Raw genomic sequence first — 25765 nt, 5'->3', positions numbered from 1 at the left:
ATCATCATGTCCAGCATCCTTTTCCAGAATGCCGCTTTGCTCGATCCGCTGCAGCCGGAACTGCTGACCGGCCATGACGTGCTGGTCGAGGGCAGCATGATCAAGGAGGTCTCGGATCGGCCGATCAAGGCGACCGCGGATCGCACCATCGATCTGAAAGGCCAGACGCTGATGCCCGGCCTGATCGACCTTCACGTGCACACCATCGCGATCGAGCTCAACCTGGCCCAGCAGGTGCACATTCCCAACGTGCTGGTGACGCTGCGTTCGACCTTGCTGCTGCGCGGCATGCTGCGCCGCGGCTTCACGACTGTTCGCGATGCTGGCGGCGCCGGCCATGCGATGAAGCAGGCGATCGAGACCGGCCTGACCGACGGTCCGCGGCTGTTCGTGTCCGGCCGCGCGCTCAGCCAGACCGGCGGCCACGGCGACATGCGGGTGCGCTCGGATTACCTCGCCAGCGATACGGCCTGTCCTTGCTGCGTGCGCGTCGGTGCGCTAGCGCGCGTAGCCGACGGTGTCGATGGCGTGCGCAAGGCGGTGCGCGAAGAGCTGCAGATGGGCGCCGACCAGATCAAGATCATGGCCTCGGGCGGCGTCGCCTCGCCGACCGATCCGGTCGGGGCCTTCGGCTACTCCGAGGACGAGATCCGCGCCATCGTCGAGGAAGCGCAGGGCCGCCAGACCTATGTGCTCGCCCACGCCTATACCGCCGCGGCGATTGCGCGCGCGGTCCGCTGCGGCGTCCGCACCATCGAGCACGGCAATCTCGTCGATGAGCCGACCGCGCGACTGATGGCCGAGAAGGGCGCCTATGTGGTGCCGACGCTCGTCACCTACGAAGCGTTGGCCAACGAGGGCGCGCAATACGGCCTGCCGCCCGAAAGCGTCGCCAAGATCGCTGACGTTCGCGATGCCGGCCTGCGCTCGCTCGAGATCTATCGCAAGGCCGGGGTGAAGATGGGCTATGGCAGCGATCTGCTCGGGCCGTCGCAACGCCTCCAGAGCGACGAATTCCGCATCCGGGCCGAGATTCTCGGCGCGCGCGACGTCATTGCCAGCGCCACCGTCATCGGTGCCGAGGTGCTCGGCATGGAGGGCAAGCTCGGCCGCATCGTGCCCGAGGCGTTTGCGGATCTGCTGGTCGTTGGCGGCAACCCGCTGCGCGACGTCACGTGCCTGCTCGGCCAGGGCGAGCACATCCCGCTGGTGATGAAGGCGGGGAGGGTCCAGTTCGACAGGCTGGCGGCATAGCGCCGCCGCTGCAAACATAACGAAGATGTCATGATTGGGGGGCGCCGCGGCGCTTTGACGCACGGCGGTTTCCGTTTATCAGTAGGGGACACGGCTGGAATGCCCAATGTCCTCGCAGACGAACAACAACAAGCTGGCGATTAGATTTCGCTGCCCTCGGGAGCTGGAAGGGCTGCTGCCGCATCCCATGCCGGCCAATGTTGGCGTTCCCGACTGGCTCAAGTTGATGCCGACGACGGCGTTCAGCGCTCTCAACCAGCAGGACGACGACACCGTGAAGCGCTGCCCGCCTTTCATCGACGCGATGACCTGCGGCTTCCTGATCCCCCTGATCTGCGATCTCAAGGTCGAGGACGGCGAGATCGTCTGGGACAATGACATCCCGCCCGGCGGAGAGATCGATTTTCCGCGCTCACCGATCAGCTTCCACGATGAGGGCCAGCTCACCGGCTCCCCGCTGTTCGAAGGCGATCGCTTTGTCATCAAGTTTCACAATCTCTGGACCATCGAGGCGCCGGAAGGCTATGCGCTGTTCTTCACGCATCCGGTTAACCGCTTCGATCTGCCGTTCACGACGCTGAGCGGCCTCGTCGATTGCGATCGCTATCACGACAGCTGGATCCACTTTCCCGCGCACTGGCACAACACCGGCTTTCGCGGCGTGCTGCCCAAGGGCACGCCGATCGCGCAATGTATCCCGGTCAAGCGCGAGAACTGGACCGGGCAGACTTCCGCCTTCACTGAGGACGAGGCGCAGAAGGTTCATGCCTTGCGCTCCGCGCTCAAGCGCGAGCCGGGCCTGTATCGGCGGAAGTTCAGGGCGTAGCGACGCGCTCGGGTTCGCGTTCCAGGAATTTCGCCGCCGCGCTCGGACGGAAGAAGAAGCGGCCACGCGAGGAGGTCGCCATCGCCAGCGCGACGCGTCCGAGCATATGCGGCCGTCCCCGCAACACCGCGCGCAGCGCGGCCTCGCCGCTGCCGCGCTCACCAAGCTCCATCAGGCAGACCGCGAGATTGGCGCGGGACAGCAGGTCGTCGGGGCGAAGCCCGAGCGCGTGGCGGTAGGTGTCGGCAGCCTCCGCGTAGGCTCCATCGAGAAGCGCGGCCCGGGCGAGCTCGGTCAGGATATCGGTGCGTCCGGGCGCGGCAGAGCGCGCAGCCGTCAGGACACGGCGCGCTTCGCCGCGCTTGTTGTTGCGTAAATGCATGCGGCCGAGGTCGAGTTGCAGATCGACGCTGGCAGGCGCGAGCGCAAGGGCTTGCTCCATGATCCCGACCGCGGCGCCGATATCGCCGCAATTCGCGATCTGGCCGGCCAACTCCTGAAACGCCGGCAGATAGGGCGGGCGGCGGGCGGCGGTCTTGCGCAATTGCGCGATTCCGTCAGGTGTCCGGCCCACGCCGCATAATGCGTGGCCGAGCAGTGTCTCGATTTCCGGATCGTCATTGCGCTTGGCCGCCCGCTCGAGCGGCGTGATCGCCTCGTCCGTTCGGCCGAGGCCAATCAGCGCATGCGCCAGGATCATCACCGCATTGCGGTCGCTGCGATTGGATTTGAGGGCTTCGCCGGCGAGCTGCCTTGCGACGTCGAATTGCTTGGCGCGCAGCGCCATGAAGGCTTGTTGCAGCAGTTGGGCGAAGGCGTTGTTCTGCCTGCCGTTCACGAATTGGCCTCTTGGTTGCGATCCGGGCTTTGTTCGCCTCTATCGCGCGCAATGCGAAGCGTCCATCAACGAGTTCGTGAGGCATTGGGGCGTCGCCGGACATGCGGCTTGATCTCGCCGCCCGGCGGTATTATGAGCAGGCTCTCAATGAGGATATCCGCAGCCATGGATTTTACCCCGACCGCAATGCTCATCCGCTTTGCTCACGGGGGATTCCATGCCTGCTTCAATCATCCTGTCGCGCCTGTCGCTGTCCACGCCTGACGGTCGCTCGCTTCTCTCCAACCTTGATCTGACCTTCGGCACAGAGCGTGCCGGCCTCGTCGGCCGCAATGGCGTCGGCAAGACGACGTTGCTCGCCGCGATCACGGGCGAGCAGGTTCCGCAGTCGGGACGCGTTGTTGTCAACGGCACCGTCGGGCTTCTGCGCCAGGACGCCCAGCTTCGTGCTGGCCTGAGGGTCGTCGACCTCTTCGGCGCGGGCGCTGCGCTGGACCTGCTCCACCAGGCCGAGCGCGGCGATGCTTCGGCCGAGGAGCTCAGTGAGGTCGACTGGACCCTCGAGGCGCGGCTCGCAAAAGCGCTTGGCCGCGTCGGCTTTGATATCGCGACAGACACGGAATTGGACCGCTTGTCCGGCGGGCAGGTCACGCGTGTTCGTCTCGCCGCGCTGCTCTTCGGCGAGCCGGACTTCCTGCTGCTGGACGAACCGACCAACAATCTCGATCGTGACGGGCGCAAGGCCGTAATCGAGCTCCTGGCCGCCTGGCGAGGCGGCGCGATCGTCGTCAGCCACGATCGAGCCCTGCTTGAGACCATGGACGCGATCGTCGAGCTGACCTCGCTCGGCGCGACGCGCTATGGCGGCAATTGGAGCAGCTATCGCGCGCAGAAGGCGATCGAACTCGCCGCCGTCAGGCACGACCTCGCGCACGCCGAAAAGCATCTGTCCGAGATCGACGATAAGGCGCAGGAGGTGGCCGAGCGGAAAGCGCGCAAGGACAGCGGCGGCAAGAAGAAGCGCGCCAAAGGCGACATACCGCGGATTCTGGCAGGCACGCGTCGGGATCGAAGCGAGGACAGTGGCGGCAAGACTGCGCAGATCACCGAGAGGCGGCGCGTGGAGGCGCTCGATGCGGTCGACGCGGCGCGCCGGCGGATCGAGATTCTTCAGCCGCTGTCCGTGAAGCTGCCCTCGACGCAGTTGCCGGCAGGGCGGGAGGTCGTTTGGCTTGATCGCGTCAATGGCGGGTATCACCCGGAGCGGCCGGTCCTGCGCGATCTCTCACTCGCCATCGTCGGACCGGAGCGCGTCGCAATTGTCGGGCCCAATGGCTCCGGCAAGACGACGCTATTGAAGCTGATCGCGGGTGAACTGCGCCCCGTGTCGGGCGTCGTGAGGGTCAGGCCCGACTTCGCGCTGTTTGACCAAAAGGTCAGCCTGCTCGATCCCGCGGTCTCGATCCTCGACAACTTCAGGCGCCTCAATCCGAGAGCAGGCGTGAATGAATGCCACGCCGCCCTGGCGCGCTTCATGTTTCGCGCCGACGCCGCCCTGCAAGTAGTCGGCGGCCTGAGCGGCGGACAGCTGTTCCGGGCGGGACTCGCCTGCGTGCTGGGCGGATCGATCCCGCCATCGTTGCTGATCCTGGACGAGCCCACCAATCATCTGGATTTGGAGTCCATCGAAGCGGTCGAAGCGGGGCTGCGGGCTTATGACGGCGCGCTGCTCGTCGTCAGTCATGACGAAGCCTTCCTGGAGGCCATTGGAATCACGCGCCGGCTGGATCTCGGCGGTCAGGCCGATTGTTCGACCCCGTAGAACAATGATGCCGGCCGGCGGCTGATTATCTCTCTCGGGAAAAGGGGCAAATCCGTCCGTGCCAGCCGCAGATAGCGGTCGGGACTCACGGAGAAGCAGATGTCCAACGCAAGCAAGAAAGTCGCCATTGTCACCGGGGGCTCACGCGGCATTGGCGCGGCGATCGCCGGACGGCTCGCCGCCGACGGCTTTGCCGTCGTCATCAACTATGCCGGCAGCGCGGCTGAGGCAGAAGCGCTTGCCGGAAAGATCGCGCAGGCCGGCGGCCGGGCCATCACGGCGCAGGCCGATGTCAGCGATGTGGCCGCGGTGTCTCGGATGTTCGACGCAGCGGAGAGTGCGCTCGGAGGCATCGACGTGCTCGTCAACAATGCCGGTGTCATGCGGCTCGCCGCGATTGCGGACGCCGACGATGCTGCCTTCGACAGCCAGATCGCGATCAATCTGAAAGGCACCTTCAACACGCTGCGCGAGGCGGCGCGTCGGTTGCGCAACGGCGGGCGCATCGTCAATCTGTCGTCGAGCCAGGCCGGCATCCTGTCTCCGACCTACGGCATCTATGCCGCCACCAAGGCAGCCGTCGAGGCGCTGACGCATGTGCTTGCCAAGGAACTGCGCGGCCGCAACATCACCGTGAACGCGATCGCGCCCGGGCCAACTGCAACGAAGCTCTTTCTTGACGGCAAGTCGCAGGAGCTGGTCGATCACCTCGCCAGGCTCGCGCCGCTGGAACGGCTTGGCCAGCCCGAGGACGTCGCCGCCGCGGTTGCGTTCCTTGCAGGCCCCGACGGTGGCTGGATCAATGGTCAGGTGCTGCGCGCCAATGGCGGGATCATTTGATCCCGCTCCGCAGGCCATGGTGACAATTCTACAAAACCCGACGCTCTGCCCCCAGCGCGTCGGGTGGAATGAATGAGTATCAATCGGTGATCCCAACGCTGGTGTTGTGACGCGTGCCGCGCCAATTGGCCACTCCGGGAAACTACCGCGTTGGAACCGGGCTGCGCCTGTTTGCGCGCCCCGCCTTCAGGCGCTGCCGCCGGGTTCCAGCGCTTCGCCGATCTCCAGCGGATGCGCCATGGTCGCGTGCAGCGCCTCGCGGTCGAGCTCGCCTTCCGAGATGCTGATGACGATGCAGGCGACGCCGTTGCCAACGAGATTCGTCAGCGCACGGCATTCGCTCATGAACTTGTCGATGCCGACCAGGATCGCGATCGACTGGATCGGAATATCAGGCACGATCGAGAGCGTCGCGGCCAGCGTTATGAAGCCGGCGCCGGTGACGCCGGAGGCGCCCTTCGAGGTGATCATGGCGATGCCCAAAATGCCGAGCTCCTGCCAGATGGTGAGGTGCGTGTTGGTCGCCTGCGCCAGGAACAGCGTCGCCAGCGTCATGTAGATGTTGGTGCCGTCGAGGTTGAAGCTGTAGCCGGTGGGGACCACGAGGCCGACCACCGAACGCGAGGCGCCGAGATGCTCCATCTTCTGAATCATCTGCGGCAGCACCGTCTCTGAGGAGGAGGTGCCGAGCACGATCAGAAGCTCGTCCTTGATGTAGGCGATGAAGCGCAGAATCGAGAAGCCGGCCAGCCGCGCGATCGCACCCAGCACGATCAGCACGAACAGGATGCTGGTGAGATAGAACGTGCCGATCAGGGCGGCGAGGTTGAGCAGCGAGCCGAGTCCGTAGGCGCCGACGGTGAAGGCCATCGCACCGAATGCCCCGATCGGCGCCACGCGAACGATGATGCGGATGATGCCGAAGAACATCTTCGCGGCCTTGTCGACCGCCTCCGCGATCGGTTCCCCGGCCTTGCCGAGGAAGGCGATCGCGAAGCCGGAGAGCATCGAGACCAGGAGCACCTGGAGCAGGTCGCCGCGTGCAATCGCACCAAAATAGCTGTCGGGGATGATCCCCATCAGATGGGCGACGATGCCGTCCTCCTTGGCCTTCGTGACATAGGTCGCCACCGACTTCGGATCGATCGTGGCAGGGTCGATGTTGAACCCGTTCCCGGGCTGCAGAATCTCGCCAACTAGAAGGCCGACCGCCAGCGCAACGGTCGAGACCGTCTCGAAATAGATCAGCGACTTCAGCCCGACCCGGCCGACGCGCTTGAGGTCGCCCATCGAGGAGATGCCGTGCACCACGGTGCAGAAGATCACCGGCGCGATCATCATCTTGATCAGCGCGATGAAACCGTCGCCGAGCGGCTTCAGCGCCTTGCCGAGATCCGGATAGAAATAGCCGATCAGCACGCCGAGCGCGATCGCGATCAGTACCTGGACGTAGAGGATCTTGTACCAGCGCTGGTGCCGCCGGGCTGGTTGGATCGCGATCTGTGTCATAAAGTGAGTCTCGAAATGCGTTTGAGCTTGCGTGATTTACATCATGTGATGACGGCCGCGTAAGCAACAATCACGTTTTGTCTGTTCGCGCGAAGATCAATCGCTGCACTGCAATGGGGGGAACATGTCGAACGGGACGGGCGCCGGCGAGCAGGCGAATAGCTATTTTCCGCGTTGGAAGCTCAAGACCTCGGGCGTGATCATGCCGGAGGAACGATTGCCATTGGGCCAGACCATCGTCTCCGGTCTTCAGCATTGCGTCGCCATGTCGGGCTCGACGATCATCGCGCCGCTGCTGATGGGGTTTGATCCCAATGTCGCCGTCCTGTTCTCCGGCATCGGCACGCTGATCTTCTTCGTCATCGTCGCAGGGCGCGTGCCGAGCTATCTCGGCTCGAGCTTCGCCTTCATCGCCGTCGTCCTCGCTGCCACCGGCTATGCAGGGCATGGGCCGAACCCGAACATCTCGGTTGCGCTCGGCGGCATCGTCGGGGCCGGCGTGCTCTATGGCGTGATCGCGTTGATCGTGATGTGGTCGGGCGTCGGCTGGGTCGAGCGGCTGCTGCCGCCTGTAGTCACCGGCGCCGTGGTCGCCGCGATCGGGCTCAACCTCGCGCCCGTGGCGGTCAAGGCCGTGAGCGCGAACGGATTCGACACCTGGATCGGGCTTGCGACCGTCCTCATCATCGGCGTTGTCGCCGTCGCCGCGCCCGGCCTGTGGCGCCGGCTGCCGATCATTCTCGGCGCGATCGGTGGATATCTGTTGTATCTGCTGTTTGCGAACGGCCTCGGCTTCGGCAAGCCGATCGATTTCGCGCAGCTTTCGGCCGCGCCTTGGTTCGGCTTGCCGAATTTCATGACGCCGACCTTTCGTGCCGACGCGATCTTTCTGATCGCGCCGGTCGCGGTCATCCTCGTCGCCGAGAACCTCGGTCACATCAAGGCCGTCGGCGCCATGACCGGCCGAAGCCTCGATGCCTATCTCGGCCGCGCCTTGTTCGCCGACAGCCTCGCGACGATCGTGGCTGCCTGCGGCGGCGGCACCGGCGTCACCACCTATGCCGAGAACATCGGTGTCATGGCGGCGACCAAGGTCTATTCGACCTTGCTGTTCGCCTTCGCTGCCACGGTCTCGATCCTGCTCGGATTCTCGCCGAAATTCGGCGCGCTGATCCTGTCGATCCCGGGTCCGGTCATCGGCGGCCTTTCGATCGTGCTGTTCGGCTTGATCGCGGCGATGGCCGGCCGGATCTGGGTCGAGAACAAGGTCGACTTCGCCGATCCCGCCAACCTGATCACCGTCGCGGTGGCGCTGACTGCTGGGGCGGGCGATCTCACGCTCAAATTCGGCGCGTTCACGATCGGCGGGATTGGCACTGCGACCTTCGGCGCCATCATCCTCTATCAGATCCTGACCTCACCGATCGCACGACGCGCGGAATGAATCCCGGCGATGCACCAGCGGGATGGAACAAAACATCGGTTCCATCCATGATGAAGCATCCCCGGAGAAACCCTATGCCACAGACCGATCTCTCGACCACCTTTCCTTCGCGCCTCGTCGGCCGCCATGCGCTGGTGACCGGTGCCTCCCAGGGCATCGGCCGCGCCGTTGCCGTCAGGCTCGCTCAGGAAGGCGCGACCGTCGCCATCAATTATGTCGATCATCCCGGCAAGGCGGAGGAGACGCTGGCACTCGCGAGGACGGGATCGAGCGATCGCGGTCACGGCAAGCTCGATCATGTCATCGTCAAGGCCGATGTCAGCGACGAGCAGGAAGTCGCTGCGATGTTCGAGACCATCCTGGCGCGCTGGAAGCGCCTCGATTGTCTGGTCAACAATGCCGGCTTCCAGCGGGAATCGGCGAGCGAGACGCTCGACATCGAAACCTATCGCCGCATCATCGACGTCAACCTCAACGGCGCCGTGCTGTGTGCGCAGAAGGCGCTCGCGCACTTCGTCACCCGCGGCGGAGGCGGCAGTATCATCAACTGCTCCAGCGTCCACCAGATCATCCCGAAGCCGGGCTATCTCGCTTATTCCATCAGCAAGGGCGGCATGGCCAATCTGACCCGCACGCTGGCGCTGGAATTTGCCGGCCGCGGCATTCGCGTCAATGCGGTCGGTCCCGGCGCAATCGATACGCCGATCAACGCGGCCTGGACCGGCGATGCCAGGAAGCGGGACACCGTCACCAGCCATATTCCGCTCGGGCGCGTCGGCACGCCGGAAGAGATCGCAGCCGTGTTCGCCTTCCTCGCCTCCGATGATGCCAGCTACATTACCGGGCAGACCATCTACGCCTGTGGAGGATTGACGCTCTTTCCGGAGTTTCGCGAGAACTGGGCGAGCTAAAGGCCCGCGCCGATCAACCGGCCGTCGGCCGTTCGAAGCCGGCGATCAGTTTCACCAGCTCGCTCTGGCGTGCAGTCCCGGTTTTGCGGAAGAGGTTGTGCAGGTGGGTTTTCACTGTCGCCTGAGACAGGCCCAGCAGATCGGCCAGAGCCTGCACGCCGCTGACCTTCATGATGCCGTCGAGCACGCGGATCTCGCCGGCCGTGAGGCCGTATTGCTTTGCCAGCGTTTCCAGCGGCGGCGGGCTGACCGGCGATGTCCTGTGAACGAACACCGCCGAGACCGCCGAATGCACCGCGCCGGCCCGTTGGCGGTCGCCCGCCGTCAGCGAGAGGACATGGGCGAACCAGCGGCGGGCGGGTGCATCAGAGAGCGGAATTGCAGCGCCATGCCCTCGCGCCGTCAGGTCGCCGTTCTCGGCCGCCGTCACGAGATCGCGAAGCATGCGCTGCGCATCGGGCGCGACGGCCGCCAGCGCGCCTCGCCGCTCTTGCAGCAGCGTGCCTTCGTCGAGCATGCTGCGCGCCAGTTCATTCACGAAGACGAGCCGGCCGTTCGGCCCCAGCAGGAAGATGGCGGCCTCGACGTTGTCGAGCGTTTCGGTGAGGACCGCCTGCGCCGTCTTGCGCTGATCGAACAGCCGGCCGATTGCAACCGCGCGCTGAAAATGCGGCACGATCAGCGCCGCCCGCTGTCTCGCCGCCTCGTCGACAATTCCGTGCGTGTGGTCGCGCCGGATGTTGAGCACCGACGAGCTCGTTGTGCCCTTTTCCAGGTTGACACAGACCACGTCGGTAATTCCTTGCGGTTCCACCCATTCCCGGTGAAAGCGTGTCTCGACCAGCTCCGCCTCGGGAACGATGTCGGTCGGCGTGTAGATCAATCCGGATTCGATGAAGGTCGCCGCCGGGAATACCGGATTCATCGGCATGTATTTCTCGAAATAGAGCTGCGTGTAATGTGGGTCGTCGTTGAACAAATGCAGCGCCGCAGAGCTTTCGCTGGCGACGTCGTGCCAATACAGCACGGCCGAAGAACCGCCGACGAAATCGCAGGAGCGTTCCAGCGCCCGCAGCCACAAGCTAGGATGGAGGGCGGCGTCGTAGATGTCGCCGATCAGCCCAGAGAGCATTGACCCCTCGGACGTCACGACGAACCCAACCTGTATCGAACGTGCATTCCCGATCGTCTCGGCATTTGCGCCTGGCTGCAGCAACGAAACTGCAGCCGCTGATAGTTGCGCCAAATATTGCAGAACATTTTCGAAGTTCAAGACGGCGAGATCGTGAGGACCGGATTGTCGGTGGGCCGCTCCTGCCGCTTCTGGGGGCATTGTGACAGATTGAATGTTGTTTGGTGGGCGTCGCCGCTATTCTTTCACTGCGTTCCGATGCCGTTCAGCAACAGTCTGCAAAAAGTAACATTCCACCGCCACCCCCCGCCGAACTTCAACCGAACGGTTGATGTCCGCCTTGTCGCCTTGATCCACATTCGGGGTCTCTCGTATCCGGGCCGATCGGCCAGGATCGGCCGTCATTCCGGAACTCGCGGGGTCTAAGATGCTTCCTTTAGTCAGATCGGTCGCAGTCGCCGCGGCACTTGCAATGTTCGGCATGGCGCTTGATCCAGCGCCGGTCATCGCCCAGACGGTGTGCGGCCAGGCCGGGACGGGCACGGCTCTTGGTTCGGCGACAGGTTCTTTCGCGCTCGCTTGTGGTGGTCTCAGCTCGGCGGCTGGCAACGGTGGCACGGCGATCGGCTTTCAAAGCGAGGCGGACGGTCGAGTGGCCACGGCGCTCGGTTCATTGAGCCAAGCAACAGGGGATTACACCACGGCGACAGGCTCCGAATCCAAGGCCATTGGCGACTCCAGCACGGCGACCGGAGTCCTCAGCAACGCAGCGGGTGTCGGCAGCACCGCGATGGGCGGCGGCAGTATCGCAAACAGCATAAGCGGTGCCCTCGAGGGCGCCAATGCCTTCGCGCTTGGCGCGACAGCGCTGGTCTATGACGGCAAGAGCTACGCGGTCGTCGCCAATGCCGGCGGCGGCGTCGGGCTCGAACGCAGCTTTGCAGGCGGCCGCGGCGCCGTTTCGATCCAGTGGTAGGAAGAACGTGCTTACCATCGGACTGCGCTGGCTGGGTGCAGGACTGGTTCTCCTCGTCGTCGCGCTCCTGATTTTTGGCGCGGTGACGACATCTGCGCAGCAGACCCCACCGCAGTCGCATCAGGCGCCCCAGCAGCAGGCAGCCAAGCCGGCCAATAGCGATCGTAACGGCGTGCTGATGCTGGTCCGCTCGACCCTGCTCGCACTCGACCATGCCAACAGGACCGGGAACTACACTGTGCTGCGCGACCTCGGCGCACCCGGATTCCAAGTCAACACCGCGGCGAAGCTCGCGGAGATCTTCGCCAAGCAGCGCGGCGAGAAGCTGGATCTCTCCGGCGTGGCGGTCATCGATCCGCAATTGTCGCTGCTGCCGCAGATCGAGCCGAATGGGCTGCTGCACATGGCAGGATTTTTTCCGTCGGTGCCCTCCCAGGTGAATTTCGAACTGCTGTTTGCGCCGGTCGAAGGGCAGTGGCGCGTGTTCGGTGTGTCGCTGTCGGTCGGCCAGTCCGCGCCGGTGGCTCCGTCTGCTCCGGAGCCTCCGCCCGCCAAGGCCGTGGTCTCGCAGAAGCAGGTCGCGGCGCCGAAGCCGGCCGTGCCTGCGAAATAGCCGATGCGTCTTCATTGCGACGATCGCCGAGCTACGGCCTTCGCACATTGGAGATCGCCTGCTGCTTCGTCCTGCGGCCTGCTTCTCAAAATTCGCGTGCAAGATGTTTTGCAGACGTCATCAATCTTGTGGTAGAATGTTACTGAATTCATCCATGCCTGCATACCATTCAAGATGATGAAGAGTTGATTGTGACGTCTGAAGCCGCCTTGCTTTCGCAGCTGATTGCTCTCGTTTACGACGCCGCGCTCGATCCCACCCTTTGGCCACGTGCCCTGGAGCAAGCCTGCCTGTTCGTCGGCGGCTCCTCCGGCGCCTTGTTCTGGCACGATGCGGCGACCGAGCAGACCGCGGTGTTGCATCTCTTCAATGAAGGACCCGAATACACAAAACTCTATCTTGAAAAGTACCTTGCCTTGAATCCGTGCTTTCCGGCCGCAACGTTCTGCGAGGCCGGTCTCGTCTATGCATCCAGCGATTTCGTCCCATTCGAGGAAATGGCGCAGACGCGCTTTTATGAAGAGTGGATGAAACCGCAGGGCATGGTCGATGCGCTCGGATCGAATCTGGAAAAGGGAGCGACCAATTCATCGATCGTCAGTGTCCGGATGCATGGGAATGACGGGCTTGTCGATGCCGATGATCGCCGCCGCTTTGCGCTGCTCGTGCCGCATTTCCAACGCGCGGTGTCGATCGGGCGGCTGTTCGATCAGAGCAAGACCGCGCAGGCGGTCCTGACCCAGACGCTCGACCACGTCTCGGCTGCCGTGTTCCTGGTCGGGTCCAATGGGCGGCTCGTCTTCGCCAACGCGCCGGGGCGGACGGTGCTGGACGAGGCCGCACTGTTCACCGAAAGAAACGGGCTGCTGTTCGCCGTTGCGCCCGATGCGCAGCGCGCGTTGCGCGAGGCATGCCTCGCGGCCGAGACCGGCAACGCCGCAGCGGACGGTAGCGGACCCATTCCGCTCGCGACCTCGCAAGCCGGCTGGTTCGCCAATGTGCTGCCGCTGACCTCGGGCGACCGGCAGCGTACCGGAGCGCTGCATTCCGCGGTGGCTGCCGTCTTTGTCCGCAGGACCTCGCCGGCAAGCCCGCCGCCGCTGGAGGCGCTGGCAAAGCTCTACAAACTCACCGCCAGCGAAATCCGCCTGGTCGATGCGGTCATGAAGGTCAGTGGGGTGAAAGCCCTGGCCGATCTGCTCGGCTTGACCCAGGCCACTGTGAAGACGCACCTTCACAACGTCTTTCGCAAGACCGGCACCGCGCGGCAGAGCGAGCTGGTCAAGCTGATCGCCGGCTTCGCGCCGCCGACGCAGGAGTGATCTGGAAAAACGCGCCGGCGCGGACTACATCTGCCTCATGGCAAACCATTTGCTCCAGGATTTCGTCGAACGGCACGAAAAGCTCTTCGTGCTGACCGGCGCCGGTGTCAGCACGAATTCAGGCATTCCCGACTATCGCGACAGGGACGGCAACTGGAAGCGGACCCAGCCGGTTAATTTCCAGGCCTTCATGTCGGAGGAGCCGACGCGCCAACGCTATTGGGCGCGCAGTCTGATCGGCTGGCGGCGGTTCGGACAGGCCCGGCCGAACGATGCGCATCACGCGCTCGCCCGGCTCGAGGCCGACGGGCGCTGCGGGATGCTGCTGACGCAGAATGTCGACCGTTTGCATCAATCTGCGGGCCACCGTCAGGTGATCGATCTGCACGGGCGGCTCGACCTGGTCCGCTGCATGGGCTGCGGCGCGAAGGCGCCCCGGAGCGAATTCCAGGATGTGCTTGGCCGCGCCAATCCCGAATGGCTCGCGCTCGAAGCTGCGGATGCGCCCGACGGCGATGCCGATCTGGAGGACGCGGAATTCTCCTCGTTCAAGGTGCCTGCCTGCGAAGCCTGCGGCGGCATCCTCAAACCCGACGTTGTGTTTTTCGGCGAGAACGTCCCTCGCGACGTGGTTGCTGTTGCGCAAGACCATCTATCGCAGGCCGACGCTATGCTGATCGTCGGCTCGTCGCTGATGGTCTATTCCGGCTTTCGCTTTGTGCAGGCTGCGGCGCAGCGCAACATTCCGATCGCCGCGGTCAATCTCGGACGCACCCGCGCCGATGATCTTCTGACGCTGAAGGTCGAGGCGCGCTGCGAAGCAGCGCTTGCATTCCTGCTCTGATCTCACGCCAGGCGAACATGCCTTGCGTATTGCATAGGTGCCGCGCAGAATAGCTTGGCACAGCATTTCAGCATGCTCGATGGCATGGAAATTGCTGCGTTTTCGCCTTGAGTCTTGACGATCAGCACGGAGATTTCTGGAATGCTTGAGGGAGCCGAGGTGCGGCTTGCCGTCGATATCGGTGGCACGTTCACCGACATCGTGCTGGACGTGGGTACGGTGCGCAAAACCCGCAAGGTGCTGACGACGCCCCAGCGCCCGGAGCAGGCGGTGCTGGATGGGATGCGTCTCATTCTCACCGATGCACGCGCGCATGTCAGCGATATCGACGTCTTCATTCACGGCACCACGCTCGCGACCAACGCCATCATCGAGCGCCGCGGCGCCAAGACTGCACTGATCGCGACCGACGGTTTTCGCGATGTCCTCGATATCGGCACCGAGAGCCGTTACGACCAGTATGATCTTACGATAGACAAGCCGAAGCCGCTGGCGCCGCGGAGCCTGCGCTTCACCGTGCCCGAACGCGTCGATGCGCATGGCGCCGTTCGCCTCCCGCTCGACGAAACGGCGGTGCGCGCACTCGCGCCGAAATTGCGCGCGCTGAATGTCGAGAGCGTTGCGATCGCTTTCCTGCACTCCTACGCCAACCCGGAACACGAGCGCCGCGCGGCGGCGATCATAGCTGAGGAAATGCCCGGGATCTCCGTGACCATGTCGTCAGCCGTGTGCCCGGAGATCCGCGAGTACGAGCGCACGTCCACGGCCGTCGCCAATGCTTATGTCCAGCCGCTGATCGATGGCTATCTCGCGCGCATGGCGGATGCCTTGCAGGTCGAACAGTTCCGTGGTGCGATCTATCTCGTCACATCAGGCGGCGGCGTCACCTCGATCGAGACGGCGCGACGCTTTCCGGTGCGGCTCGTCGAATCCGGTCCTGCCGGCGGGGCGATCTTCTCGGCGCAGATCGCCGCGCGCCTCGGCGAGAGCAAGGTGCTCTCCTTCGACATGGGCGGCACCACCGCAAAGATCTGTTTGATCGAAAAGTTCCAGCCCGAGACCTCGCGCGTATTCGAGGTCGATCGCGCGGCGCGCTTCCTGAAAGGCTCGGGCCTGCCCGTACGTATTCCCGTGATCGAGATGGTCGAGATCGGCGCCGGTGGCGGCTCGATCGCGCATGTCGACGCGATGAAGCGGGTCACCGTCGGCCCCGAGAGCGCCTCGTCGGAGCCCGGGCCTGCCTGCTACGGTCGCGGCGGCCAGCGTCCGGCGGTGACGGATGCGGACGTTGCGCTGGGCATGATCGATCCCGGCGCCTTTGCGGGTGGCACGATCAAGCTCGATCCGGAGCTCTCGAAGCAGGCGCTGCTGCGGAGCGTCGGCGAGCCCCTGGGCCTGTCGGCCGAGACGGCAGCCTACGCTGTGCACGAGGTCGTCTGCGAGAACATGGCGAGCGCGGCGCGCGTGCATGCGGTCGAGCGCGGCGAGATTGTCGGCCAACACACGCTGATTGCCTTCGGCGGCGCGGCGCCGTTACATGCGGCGCGTGTCGCCGAGAAGATCGGCGTCTCCCGCGTGATCGTGCCGTCGAATGCCGGCGTCGGCTCGGCGGTCGGATTCCTGGCGGCGCCCATCGCCTATGAGCTGGTGCGCAGTCGTCACGTCCGGCTGGACGATTTCGACACCGAAGCGATTTCGGACCTCTTGCAGGAGATGGCGACCGAGGCCCGTGCGCTGGTCGAGCCGGGCGCTGCCGGTGCGCCGGTGCGCGAGCGCCGCGCCGCCTTCATGCGCTATGTCGGCCAGGGCCATGAGATCTCGGTCGAGTTGCCGAACCGGCCGCTGACCCCGGCTGATCTCGCAGGTCTCCGCCAGAAATTCGAAGCGGATTACTCCGCGATGTTCGAACGTCCGATCCCGGGCGCAGCGATCGAAGTGCTGAGCTGGTCGGTGCTCGCGACCACCGAGGCGCGCAATCCTCCGACGGTTGCTGCCGTCGCGCGCAAGCCCGCGGGCAAAGCGTCCGGCAGCCGCAAGTTCTTCGACGGACGGGCAGGGGAAGTGATCGAGATCCCGCTCTATCGGCGCGAGGACATGGCGCCCGGCGCGACCATTGCCGGCCCCGCCGTGATCGCGGAGGACGAGACCTCCACCTTCGTCTCGACCAGTTTTGACGCCCATATCGACGGTGCCGGCAGCATCGTCATGGAACGGAAGGCGGCCTGATCATGAGCAAGCCGAGCGGCGCGAGCCTGATCGATCTTCAGATCATGTGGCACCGGCTGATCGCCGTAGTCGAAGAGCAGGCGCAGGTGCTCTTGCGCACGGCGTTCAGCCCGATCGTGCGCGAATGCGGCGACCTCTCGGCCGGCGTGTTCGACCTCAAGGGCCGGATGCTGGCGCAGGCGGTGACCGGCACGCCCGGTCACGTCAACTCGATGGCGGAATCGGTCAAGCACTTCATTGCGCATTTCCCGATCGAGACGATGAAGCAAGGCGATGCCTACATCACCAATGATCCCTGGATGGGTACCGGCCATCTCAACGACTTCGTCGTGACCACGCCGTGCTTCAAGGACGGCAAGCCGGTGGCGTTGTTCTCCTGCACCAGCCATCTGATGGACATCGGCGGCATCGGCTTCGGCCCTGATGCCACCGACGTGTTCATGGAGGGCCTCTACATCCCCATGCTGAAGCTGATCGACCAGGGTGTCGTCAACGAGACGCTGATGGCGATGATCCGCACCAACACACGGCTCCCAATTGACACCGAGGGCGATACCTATTCGCTCGCCGGCTGCAACGACGTCGGCTGCGAACGTCTGGTCGAGATGATGACCGAATTCGGCATCGATACGCTGGACGAGCTCGGCGATTACATCTGCGACCGCTCGCGCGAGGCCGTGCTGGCCGAGATCGCAAAGCTGCCGAAGGGCAGCTGGCGTAACACCATGGTGGTCGACGGTTACGACGCGCCGGTGACGCTCGCGGCGACGCTGACGATCTCGGAGCATGGCATTCACGTCGATTTCGAGGGCACCTCCGCCGCTTCGAAATTCGGCATCAACGTGCCCTTGTCCTACACCACGGCCTATACCGTGTTCGGCCTCGGCTGCGTCGTCGCCTCGCAGATCCCGAACAATGCGGGCTCGCTCTCGCCGCTGACGGTGTCGGCGCCATCAGGCGCGATCCTCAATGCGTCCATGCCCGCGCCGGTCGCCTCGCGCCACATCATCGGCCAGATGCTGCCCGACGTCGTGTTCGGCTGCCTGCGCCAGATCATTCCCGAGCGCGTCCCCGCGGAAGGCACCTCGTGCCTGTGGAATCTGAACGTGCGCGGCCAGACCCGCAGCGGCGTCGGAGGCAATTACGGATTCTCGATGGCGGTGACCTCCAATGGCGGCACCGGCGCGCGCTTTACGAAGGATGGGCTGTCGGCGACCGCCTATCCCAGCGGCGTGCGCGGCACCCCGGTCGAGATCGCGGAAACGCAGACCCCGCTGATCTTCTGGCGCAAGGAGCTGCGACCCGATTCCGGCGGGGCGGGACGTACCCGCGGCGGCCTCGGCCAGATCATCGAGGTCGGCAGCGGCGTCGATGCGCCGTTCGACATTCTCGCCGCCTTCGACCGCATCGATCATCCGCCGCGCGGGCGCGATGGAGGCAGGAATGGAGAGGCCGGCTATGTCGGCCTGAAATCCGGCAAGAAGCTGCGCGGCAAAGGCTTTCAGCAGGTGCCGCCCGATGACCGGCTGGTGGTGATGACGCCCGGCGGCGCCGGCATCGGCAACCCCACGGAGCGGGATCGCGCCGCCGTCAACGACGACGTCGCGAGCGGCCTCGTGTCTTCAGAGAATGCGGTTAAGGTTTATGGGTATGCGCGGTGACGCATAAGGCGTCGCACGCTGGGTAAGACGGAGGGGCTCAATGATCACGCGACGAGGCTTCACCACGGGCGCTGCGACGTTGCTCGCCGCCGGCCACTTCTCGACCCGCGCGCGGGCCGCGACCGTGAGCTGGGACATGTCGACGGTGTGGCCCGAAGGCAATTTTCACACCCAGAACGCGATGGCGTTCGCGGACGAAGTGAGGAAGCAAACCGGCGGCGCGGTCGCCATCACCGTGAAAGCCGGCGGCCAGCTCGGCTTCAAGGGACCGGAGCATCTGCGCGCAGTGCGTGATGGCCTCGTGCCGCTCGCCGATGTCCTCAACATCCAGCAGGTCGGCGACGAGCCCTTCATGGGCGTCGAGAGCATTCCCTTCCTCTGCGGCTCGATGGAGGAATTGAAGGTGCTGCACAAATATGTGCGGCCGGAATACGAGAAGGTTGCCGCGCGCAACAACCAGAAGATCCTCTACATCACGCCGTGGCCGACGCAGTATCTGCATCTCAAGGTCAAGGTTGCCGACGTCGACGGGTTGAAGAACATCAAGATTCGCGTGCCCGACAAGAACGCCGTCGACATGCTGAATGCGATCGGCATGGCGGCCGTGATGATTCCTTGGGGCGAGACGATCCCCGCGCTGGCGTCCGGCGCCGTCGCCGGCGTCTCCACCTCGGCGGTGTCAGGTGTCGACGGAAAGTTCTGGGAATTCCTGAAATACGTCTACCCGACCAATCACGTCTGGTCGTCGCAGATGCTCACCGTCAATCTCGATTCCTGGAAGGCGCTGAGCGCCGACCAGCAGAAGCTCGTTGCTGATATCGCGGCCAAGATGGAGCCGGGCTTCTGGGCCAACTCGCTCAAGGCCGACGTCGACAGCCTCAACCGCCTCAAGGAGGGCGGCATGGAGGTGGTGCCGGTCTCGGACGCGATGATGGCGGACATTCGCAGCAAGACCGCGCCGCAGCTCGACGCGTTTCTCAAGCACGTGCCTGCCGCCGACAAGCCGGTGCGGGCCTATCTCGCCGAAATGAAGCGCGGCTGAGGGAAGCCGTGGTGAGCGTCTCGCCCGAAGCTCCGCAGAGCCTCAACGCGGCGGCGCCGGCGCCGCTGCGCATCCTGCTCGATGCCATCGACCGGCTCGGCCGGCTCGACGGCTGGATCGGCGGCGGGTGCCTCCTGACCCTGACGCTGCTGATGCTGTGCGAGGTCGCAACCCGCTTCCTCTCGAATTTCCTGTCGTTCTTCCCGCCGACGATCTCGATCGCCTGGGAATATTCCTCCTATCTGATGGCGGCCTCGTTCACCTTCGGCGCCGCCATGACCTTGCGGGTCGGCGGTCACATCCGCGTCGTGCTGCTGCTGAAGAACGCACCAGCGCCGGTGCAACGCGCACTCGAGATTGTTTCGGCTGCCGCGGGCTTCGCCTTCATGGCGTTCCTGACCTCGGCGATGGCGAAATTCGCCTTCGGCGCCTATGTGCGCGGCCAGGTCTCGACCTCCAGCGATACGCCGCTGTGGTTTCCGCAAGGCGTCGTCACCTTCGGCATGCTGCTGCTCACGCTCCAGTTCCTGGCGCGTGCGATCCAGGCGGTGCTCGGCCTGCCGCTGGAGGATCACCGCATGAAGGCCTCTCCCGTCGAATGATCGCGCTAGCGCCGGATATCGGATCATGAGCATCGAAGTCGTCGCCCTGTTCTCGATCCTGTTTGCGCTGCTGGCGTGCGGCGTCTGGATCGGCCTGACATTGGCGCTCACTGCGACGCTGCTGCTCGCGATGTTCCGCTCGATCCCGCTCGACAAGCTGCTGCCGCAATATGCCTGGAACATCCTGACCACGCAGGAGCTGCTGGCGCTGCCGCTGTTCATCCTGATGGGCGAATTGCTGTTTCGCACTCGCCTGTCGCGCTCGCTGTTCCAGGGGCTGGCGCCATGGGCCGGTCTTCTGCCGGGCCGCCTGCTGCATGTGAACGTGATCGGCTGCACCATCTTCGCCGCGATCTCCGGCTCCTCGGCCGCGACCACGCAGGTGATCGGCCGGATGTCGCTCAACGAGCTCTTGCGCCGCGGCTATTCGCGCGACATCGCGATCGGCTCGCTCGCCGGCGCCGGCACGCTCGGTTTCCTGATCCCGCCGTCCAACATCATGATCATCTACGGCGTGCTCGGCGACGTCTCGATCCTGAAGCTGTTCACCGCCGGCGTGCTGCCCGGCCTGCTGCTGGCCGCCACTTTCATGGGCTGGGTGATGCTGCACACGAGCCTCAAGCCCAGCATGGTGCCGGAAACGGAAGCCAAGCTTTCGCAGGTGTCGTGGGGCGAGCGCTTCGTCGCGCTAAGGGATCTCGCGCCCGCGCTGTTTCTGATCGCCTGCGTGCTCGGCTCGATGTATGGCGGGCTGGCGACACCGTCGGAGGCCGCCGCCGTCGGTGTGCTCGGCGCCGGCCTTGTCGCCTGGGCGCAGGGCTCGATGTCACAACAGGTGATGCGCGACGTGCTGATCGGCTCGGTCGTGACCTGCTCGATGATCGCGCTGATCGTGCTTGGCGCCTCGATCCTCGGCAATGCCGCAGCCTTCCTCGGCATTCCGCAGGCGGTCGCCGCCTTCGTGAAGGGGCTTGGCCTTTCGCCCTTCATGCTGATCGTTGTGCTGGTCATTTTCTACCTGGTCCTCGGCTGCTTCCTCGACGGCTTTTCGATGATCGTGATGACGTTGCCGATCGTGCTGCCGATCGTGAAAGGCGCCGGCTTCGACGAGATCTGGTTCGGTATCTTCCTCGTGCTCGCCGTCGAGATGGCGCAGATCACCCCGCCTGTCGGCTTCAACCTGTTCGTGATCCAGGGTCTGACTGAAGACGGTCTCGGCTACATCGCGCGCGTGACGATGCCTTATCTGATGATCATGATCGGCTTCGTGCTGCTGCTGACGCTCTGGCCCGGCATCGTCACGATCCTGCCGCGGGTGCTGTACGGATAGATGTCGGCCGCCCCGGCTCTGAAACCGGGGCGACGTTCTTGAGCGGATCGCTTACGCCGCCGCCTTCTTCCGCGCCTGCTCGGCCTTGTACAGCTCGAACTCCTCCGCGATCGCCCTCGCGATCGACGGCCGCTGCCGCAGGCGCTCGTAATAGGCCTTCACGTTCGGCCATTTTGCGAGCTCGATCGGCGGCGTCGCCATGGTCCAGTTGATGACCGTGACGAGGTAGGCATCGGCGACGCTGAAATGGTCGAGCAGGAACTCGCGCCCCTTCAGGTAATTGTCGAGATAGTCGAGCCGCGACAGGTTCTTCTCCAGCACATAGGCCTTCGCTTCCTGCGGCGCCTTGCGGTCGAGCACGGGGATGAACAGGCCCTTGTGCAGTTCGGTGCCGATGAAGCAGAGCCATTGATGCAGCCGCGTGCGATCGATGCCCTGCGTGGCGCCGAGCCCGGATTGCGGAAAGCGGTCGGCGACGTATTGCAGGATCGCAGCGTTCTCGGTCAGCACCACGCCCTCGTCGGTACGCAGCGTCGGCACCAGCCCGATCGGGTTCACGGTTCGGAAGTCGGCGCCGTCCTTCAGCACTGTCTTGGTCGGCGGATCGACTTCGAGATAATTTGCCTCGGCGCCGGCTTCATAGAGCGCGATGCGCGTGGCCATGGAGCAGGCGAGCGGCGAGAAATAAAGATCCATCTGGGGTCTCCTTGGGCAATTCCTGTGACTCTCTGGAGTGTCGCTCAACCTGGCCAGATTGATTTTTGTACCATCTTGCATAATATGGAGCGGGTCAAGGATTAAATTGCGATATGGTACAAAAATCGAAGCCGCCATCTACTGCCGACCAATCTCAGCGCCGCGTCGAGCCCAAGCGCCGCGGGCGGCCGCGCGCCTACGAGCCTGATGTCGCTTTGGGCAAGGCGCTCGACCTGTTCCGCCGTCAGGGCTTTGCCGCGACCTCGCTCGACGATCTCAGTGAAGCGACCGGCATGAATCGGCCGAGCCTCTATGGCGCCTTCGGCGACAAGCGCGAGCTCTACATCAAGAGTTACCAACGTTACCGCGAGGATGCGCGGGCCTCGATGACGGCGATCTTCCGCGAGGAGATGCCGCTGCGCCAGCGGCTCGAGCGCATCTTCGCTTCGGCGCTCGACATCTATCTCTCCGGCGACACCGGTCCGCGCGGTTGCTTCACCGTGGTGACCGCGGCATCCGAAGCCGTCGGCGATCCCGAGATCCGGGCCATGGTGCTCGACGGTCTCACCGAACTGGACAAGGCCTTCGCCAATTGCTTCCGCCGCGCAAAGGAGAAGGGCGAATTGCCCGAGAGCGCGGATCCGGCCGCGTTGGCGCAGATCGCATCTGCGACAGTGCACACCGTCGCCATCCGCTCCCGCGCCCGCGTGCCGCGCAAGGAACTGGAAGCGATCGTCAAGGGCGCGATCGACGTGATGGTTGGGGCTAAGCCTTAGCCTTGGTCTGACTAAGCCGCCCGGATCTGCGCGAGAAAACGATCCACCTCGTCGCGCAGGCGCTGCGACTGCTTCGACAGCTCGATCGCCGAAACCAGCACCTCTTCTGCGGCCGTGCCCGTCGCTGCGATGCCGTCGGTGACCCCTGCGATGTTCTGCGAGACCTCGCCGGTGCGCGCGGCGGCCTGCTGGACGTTCTGCGCGATCTCCTGGGTCGCCGTGCCCTGCTGGCCGACGGCCGCCGCGATCGCGGCGGAGATTTCGTCGACTTCGCGGATGGTCGCGCAGATCGACTGGATCCCATTCACCGCGCCTGATGTCTCGCCCTGAACGGCCGTCACCTGCGCGCCGATTTCTTCCGTCGCCTTTGCCGTCTGGGTCGCCAGTGCCTTGACCTCGGAAGCGACCACCGCAAAGCCGCGGCCGGCTTCGCCCGCGCGCGCCGCCTCGATCGTCGCATTCAGCGCCAGCAGGTTGGTCTGGCCGGCGATGCCGTTGATGAACGAGACGACGTCGCCGATTTTTTGCGCGGCATCCGCGAGGCTCTGGACGCGCGCATTCGACGCCTGTCCGTCGCTTGCGGCTTTGCCCACCACTTCGGTCGCGTGCGCCAGGCGACGGCTGATCTCGGCCATCGACGAGGACAATTCCTCCGCCGCAGCCGCCACGGTCTGCACGTTCTCGGAGGCCAGGGCCGAGGCCGACGACACCGTGCGGGTTTGCTGCCGCGACTGCTCGACGATGGCGGACATCGAGCGCGCGGTATGCTCCATCTCGACCGCAGCGGAAGACACCGTGGTGACGACGTCGCGTATGGATGCCTCGAAATTGTCGGCGAGTGCTGCAAAGGCGCGCCGCTTCTCGGCCTCGGACTGCACCTTGGCCTCGAGCTGATCGGCCTGGAGCTTGCTGAAATTGACGGCGTTGTCGCGGAACACACCGACCGCCTTCACCATCGCGCCGACTTCGTCATTCGCCTTGCTCTCGGGAACGGCGACGTCGAGCCGGCCGTCGGCGAGCTCGCGCATCACTGATGTGATCGACAGGATCGGACGCGAGATGCTCCGGGCGATGAGATAGCCGACGAGGGCGGCGAGGATCAGCCCGAGGACGGCGATGCCGATCGCGAGCATCCATGCGCGGTCGGCCGAGCTCACATAATCGGCGTTGTCCATCACCAGCTCGACCGCGCCGAGCGGCTTTCCAGAAAAGTCCTTGATCGGCCCGAGCAGTGCGGCGACCGGCGTGGTGTCGAGCTTGCCCTGGCGCAGCGTGAACTCGCCGGCGGTTGCGCGGCCGTAATCGGCTGGCTCGAAGAAGCTTTTGCCCTTCAGCGTACCGCCGAACAGCTTGAAACCCGAACTGTCGGCGAGATGGAAGGCGATATCGACGTGGCGGTTGAGCTTGAAATCCTCGAGGAAGGACTGGCCGAAGGTTAGGCCGAATTCCACCGAGCCGAGATGCTTGCCTGCTGGCGCGATCGGCACCACGCCGCGAATGCCAAGACCGGCGACGCCGCCTTCGAGGCCGACCACGACCTTGCGTTCCTGATTGGCGTCGACCACGGTTTTGCGGAAGCTCGAGAGGTCGTCGCCGAACTTCGCCGGCTGGTGCACGCGCAGGAAGGACGTCGCGGGCGGCGTATGGAACTGGAACTGCTCGACGCCGTATTCCGATTTGGTGGCAGCGAACACAGGTCCGAACAGCCGCACCAGGGCCTCGCGGTCTTGCTTGGCCATCGCTTCCTGCGTCGCCGGCATCGCGGCCACGACCGTGCTCATGGCGGCGGCGCGGTGGGACTCTTCGGCGATGCGCGACAGCAGCGCATCATAATGACTGCGCAGTTCCCGTTGGTCGGCGCGGTCGATGATGCCCGCAATGATCCACATCGCGCCGAGCACCGCGATCAGCGCGGTTGCCGCCGCTGTCACGGCGAGCGCAACCGTGATCCGCATCCTGAGGCCAAGGCTGGTCCGCATGTCCGACCCGTTCGTTGAGCGTTGCTTAACAACGGCTATCAACTTCTCGCTAAGAGAGGGTGAACGGGATACCGGCGCAGCGAGAATTGTGGGGGGAGACGGACGGTGGGAACCACTAAAGTTGGGCGGAGCAACCGCCCCGCCTAATATCCCCTCCCGCGATCCACCACGTTCTGCAGCGCGCCGCCCGCCTCGAACGTCGCGATCTGCTCGGCGACATAAGCCGAGATCGCATCCGCATCGGTGTCGGCGGCGTTGTGCGGCGTCAGCACCACCTTGGGATGGGTCCAGAACCGGCTGTCCGCGGGCTGCGGTTCCTGCACAAACACGTCGAGCGAAACGGCCCCCAGCGTGCCGTCGTCGAGACAGGCGAGGATATCGGCCTCGTTCTGCAAACCCCCTCGGCCGGCATTGATCAGCACGGGCGCGCCGAGCGGGCTGGTGCGGTTGAGCTTGGAGAAGACGTCGCGATTGAGGATGCCGTGCGTGTCAGGCGTCAGCGGCAACAGCGACACCAAGATATCAGTCTTGCGCAGGAATGCGTCCATGCCGGCGCTGCCATGAAAGCATTCGACACCCTCGATCGTGCGCGGGCTGCGGCTCCAGCCGATGACACGGAAGCCGAGCCGCCGCAGCACCTCGGCGGCATCGGCACCCAACGTGCCGAGGCCCATGACGCCGACCGCGACCGCGCTCGCAGGCCATTGATATTTCGGCTCCCAGCGCTTGGCGCGCTGACAGTGGCGCAGGTAAAGCTCCTGCCGATGGTGCATCAGCACGTGCAGCACGACATATTCGGTCATGCGGTTGGTGAGATCAGGCACCGCGACGCGCACCAGCGGCACATCAGGCAGGCTCTTGTCGGCCATCAATGCATCGACGCCGGCGCCGAGGTTGAAGATTGCCCGCAGATTGGGGAATGAGCCGAGGTCACCCGGCACCGGCTTCCACACCGCGGCATAGTGCACTTCGGCCGGATCGAGCGAGGCATCGGGCAGCAGCACCACGCGACGGCCGCTGCAGATGGCGTCGAACCGGGCCTTCCAGCGCTCCGGCAGCCAGTTCTGCTGGGTGCTGTTGATCAGGACGGCCAGTGTGCCCATGCTCATTCGAAGTGCCTCG

22 protein-coding genes are annotated in these 25765 nt (G+C 64.7%); 16 read left to right on the top strand and 6 right to left on the bottom strand.

Annotation, left to right across the window (positions count from 1 at the left end; translation table 11 throughout):
- Positions 1-6: 6 nt before the first annotated feature.
- Positions 7-1254 carry a metal-dependent hydrolase family protein gene (locus tag IF809_RS06105; protein WP_462837093.1) on the top strand — a complete coding sequence of 416 codons (1248 nt, stop codon included), beginning with the start codon at positions 7-9 and terminating at the stop codon, positions 1252-1254.
- Positions 1255-1360: 106 nt separating this feature from the next.
- A complete protein-coding gene (locus tag IF809_RS06100; protein WP_128964180.1) occupies positions 1361-2080 on the top strand; it encodes a hypothetical protein in 720 nt (239 codons plus the stop codon).
- On the opposite strand, the gene IF809_RS06095 is transcribed toward IF809_RS06100, so the two are convergent.
- Entirely contained in the window at positions 2070-2918 is an 849-nt protein-coding gene (locus IF809_RS06095) for a tetratricopeptide repeat protein (protein WP_244659253.1), read from the bottom strand. The two genes, IF809_RS06100 and IF809_RS06095, sit on opposite strands and share 11 nt — an antisense overlap.
- A 217-nt stretch (positions 2919-3135) precedes the next feature.
- Between IF809_RS06095 and IF809_RS06090 the strand changes: the two genes are divergently transcribed.
- Complete coding sequence (locus IF809_RS06090; protein ID WP_462837092.1) at positions 3136-4740, top strand: ABC-F family ATP-binding cassette domain-containing protein; 1605 nt, start codon at positions 3136-3138, stop codon at positions 4738-4740.
- 99 nt (positions 4741-4839) lie between these two features.
- Entirely contained in the window at positions 4840-5580 is a 741-nt protein-coding gene (locus IF809_RS06085; RefSeq protein WP_462837091.1) for an SDR family oxidoreductase, read from the top strand.
- A 186-nt stretch (positions 5581-5766) separates the two neighbouring features.
- Here the strand turns inward: IF809_RS06085 and IF809_RS06080 are convergent, their stop codons facing one another.
- Entirely contained in the window at positions 5767-7089 is a 1323-nt protein-coding gene (locus IF809_RS06080) for a dicarboxylate/amino acid:cation symporter (RefSeq protein ID WP_128964183.1), read from the bottom strand.
- 124 nt (positions 7090-7213) lie between these two features.
- Between IF809_RS06080 and IF809_RS06075 the strand changes: the two genes are divergently transcribed.
- Both IF809_RS06075 and IF809_RS06070 read left to right on the top strand, forming a co-directional pair.
- Positions 7214-8533 carry a solute carrier family 23 protein gene (locus tag IF809_RS06075; RefSeq protein WP_462837090.1) on the top strand — a complete coding sequence of 440 codons (1320 nt, stop codon included), beginning with the start codon at positions 7214-7216 and terminating at the stop codon, positions 8531-8533.
- A gap of 74 nt (positions 8534-8607) precedes the next feature.
- On the top strand, positions 8608-9444 hold the full coding sequence (locus IF809_RS06070; protein WP_462837089.1) for an SDR family oxidoreductase: 837 nt from the start codon (positions 8608-8610) through the stop codon (positions 9442-9444).
- Positions 9445-9457: 13 nt separating this feature from the next.
- Here the strand turns inward: IF809_RS06070 and IF809_RS06065 are convergent, their stop codons facing one another.
- Positions 9458-10576 (bottom strand): helix-turn-helix transcriptional regulator, encoded by a 1119-nt coding sequence (locus tag IF809_RS06065; RefSeq protein ID WP_462837088.1) that lies wholly within the window; start codon positions 10574-10576, stop codon positions 9458-9460.
- Between the two features lie 472 nt (positions 10577-11048).
- Between IF809_RS06065 and IF809_RS06060 the strand changes: the two genes are divergently transcribed.
- The 9 genes from IF809_RS06060 (at position 11049) to IF809_RS06020 (ending at position 21192) form a co-directional block, all read left to right on the top strand.
- On the top strand, positions 11049-11552 hold the full coding sequence (locus tag IF809_RS06060) for a hypothetical protein (protein WP_462837087.1): 504 nt from the start codon (positions 11049-11051) through the stop codon (positions 11550-11552).
- A 16-nt stretch (positions 11553-11568) separates the two neighbouring features.
- A complete protein-coding gene (locus IF809_RS06055) occupies positions 11569-12165 on the top strand; it encodes a hypothetical protein (protein ID WP_462837134.1) in 597 nt (198 codons plus the stop codon).
- 191 nt (positions 12166-12356) lie between these two features.
- Positions 12357-13487 carry a helix-turn-helix transcriptional regulator gene (locus IF809_RS06050; protein WP_128964188.1) on the top strand — a complete coding sequence of 377 codons (1131 nt, stop codon included), beginning with the start codon at positions 12357-12359 and terminating at the stop codon, positions 13485-13487.
- A gap of 37 nt (positions 13488-13524) precedes the next feature.
- The gene (locus tag IF809_RS06045; protein WP_462837086.1) at positions 13525-14331 is read left to right on the top strand and encodes an NAD-dependent protein deacetylase; all 807 of its coding nucleotides are present in this window, start codon (positions 13525-13527) and stop codon (positions 14329-14331) included.
- Between the two features lie 141 nt (positions 14332-14472).
- Positions 14473-16557, top strand: a complete 2085-nt coding sequence (locus IF809_RS06040; RefSeq protein WP_462837085.1) for a hydantoinase/oxoprolinase family protein — start codon at positions 14473-14475, stop codon at positions 16555-16557.
- A gap of 2 nt (positions 16558-16559) precedes the next feature.
- On the top strand, positions 16560-18218 hold the full coding sequence (locus IF809_RS06035) for a hydantoinase B/oxoprolinase family protein (RefSeq protein ID WP_462837084.1): 1659 nt from the start codon (positions 16560-16562) through the stop codon (positions 18216-18218).
- Between the two features lie 40 nt (positions 18219-18258).
- Entirely contained in the window at positions 18259-19260 is a 1002-nt protein-coding gene (locus IF809_RS06030; protein ID WP_128964192.1) for a TRAP transporter substrate-binding protein, read from the top strand.
- 8 nt (positions 19261-19268) lie between these two features.
- Entirely contained in the window at positions 19269-19862 is a 594-nt protein-coding gene (locus tag IF809_RS06025; RefSeq protein ID WP_128964193.1) for a TRAP transporter small permease subunit, read from the top strand.
- 25 nt (positions 19863-19887) lie between these two features.
- Positions 19888-21192: a TRAP transporter large permease gene (locus tag IF809_RS06020; RefSeq protein WP_128964194.1), complete on the top strand. Its 1305-nt coding sequence runs from the start codon at positions 19888-19890 to the stop codon at positions 21190-21192.
- 51 nt (positions 21193-21243) lie between these two features.
- Here IF809_RS06020 and IF809_RS06015 read toward each other — a convergent pair whose 3' ends face one another.
- Positions 21244-21888, bottom strand: coding sequence for a glutathione binding-like protein (locus tag IF809_RS06015; protein ID WP_128964195.1), 645 nt, complete (start codon positions 21886-21888; stop codon positions 21244-21246).
- 113 nt (positions 21889-22001) lie between these two features.
- Here IF809_RS06015 and IF809_RS06010 point away from each other — a divergent pair, with 113 nt between their 5' ends.
- Complete coding sequence (locus IF809_RS06010) at positions 22002-22664, top strand: TetR/AcrR family transcriptional regulator (protein WP_128964196.1); 663 nt, start codon at positions 22002-22004, stop codon at positions 22662-22664.
- Between the two features lie 11 nt (positions 22665-22675).
- On the opposite strand, the gene IF809_RS06005 is transcribed toward IF809_RS06010, so the two are convergent.
- On the bottom strand, positions 22676-24643 hold the full coding sequence (locus IF809_RS06005) for a methyl-accepting chemotaxis protein (RefSeq protein ID WP_462837083.1): 1968 nt from the start codon (positions 24641-24643) through the stop codon (positions 22676-22678).
- Positions 24644-24786: 143 nt separating this feature from the next.
- Positions 24787-25752, bottom strand: coding sequence for a 2-hydroxyacid dehydrogenase (locus tag IF809_RS06000; protein ID WP_462837082.1), 966 nt, complete (start codon positions 25750-25752; stop codon positions 24787-24789).
- Positions 25753-25765 lie beyond the last annotated feature (13 nt).

The organism is Bradyrhizobium sp. UFLA06-24, assembly GCF_054967145.1.
Note: the sequence above shows the minus strand (reverse complement) of the source record. Positions and strands in the feature narration are given on the sequence as shown.

Coding starts and splice junctions, on each gene's coding strand:
- IF809_RS06030 (WP_128964192.1), top strand. CDS start 18,259: ATGATCACGCGACGAGGCTTCACCACGGGCGCTGCGACGTTGCTCGCC.
- IF809_RS06035 (WP_462837084.1), top strand. CDS start 16,560: ATGAGCAAGCCGAGCGGCGCGAGCCTGATCGATCTTCAGATCATGTGG.
- IF809_RS06080 (WP_128964183.1), bottom strand. CDS start 7,089: ATGACACAGATCGCGATCCAACCAGCCCGGCGGCACCAGCGCTGGTAC.
- IF809_RS06045 (WP_462837086.1), top strand. CDS start 13,525: ATGGCAAACCATTTGCTCCAGGATTTCGTCGAACGGCACGAAAAGCTC.
- IF809_RS06090 (WP_462837092.1), top strand. CDS start 3,136: ATGCCTGCTTCAATCATCCTGTCGCGCCTGTCGCTGTCCACGCCTGAC.
- IF809_RS06070 (WP_462837089.1), top strand. CDS start 8,608: ATGCCACAGACCGATCTCTCGACCACCTTTCCTTCGCGCCTCGTCGGC.
- IF809_RS06060 (WP_462837087.1), top strand. CDS start 11,049: ATGTTCGGCATGGCGCTTGATCCAGCGCCGGTCATCGCCCAGACGGTG.
- IF809_RS06075 (WP_462837090.1), top strand. CDS start 7,214: ATGTCGAACGGGACGGGCGCCGGCGAGCAGGCGAATAGCTATTTTCCG.
- IF809_RS06005 (WP_462837083.1), bottom strand. CDS start 24,643: ATGCGGACCAGCCTTGGCCTCAGGATGCGGATCACGGTTGCGCTCGCC.
- IF809_RS06015 (WP_128964195.1), bottom strand. CDS start 21,888: ATGGATCTTTATTTCTCGCCGCTCGCCTGCTCCATGGCCACGCGCATC.
- IF809_RS06105 (WP_462837093.1), top strand. CDS start 7: ATGTCCAGCATCCTTTTCCAGAATGCCGCTTTGCTCGATCCGCTGCAG.
- IF809_RS06010 (WP_128964196.1), top strand. CDS start 22,002: ATGGTACAAAAATCGAAGCCGCCATCTACTGCCGACCAATCTCAGCGC.
- IF809_RS06085 (WP_462837091.1), top strand. CDS start 4,840: ATGTCCAACGCAAGCAAGAAAGTCGCCATTGTCACCGGGGGCTCACGC.
- IF809_RS06065 (WP_462837088.1), bottom strand. CDS start 10,576: ATGCTCTCTGGGCTGATCGGCGACATCTACGACGCCGCCCTCCATCCT.
- IF809_RS06040 (WP_462837085.1), top strand. CDS start 14,473: ATGCTTGAGGGAGCCGAGGTGCGGCTTGCCGTCGATATCGGTGGCACG.
- IF809_RS06100 (WP_128964180.1), top strand. CDS start 1,361: ATGTCCTCGCAGACGAACAACAACAAGCTGGCGATTAGATTTCGCTGC.
- IF809_RS06000 (WP_462837082.1), bottom strand. CDS start 25,752: ATGAGCATGGGCACACTGGCCGTCCTGATCAACAGCACCCAGCAGAAC.
- IF809_RS06020 (WP_128964194.1), top strand. CDS start 19,888: ATGAGCATCGAAGTCGTCGCCCTGTTCTCGATCCTGTTTGCGCTGCTG.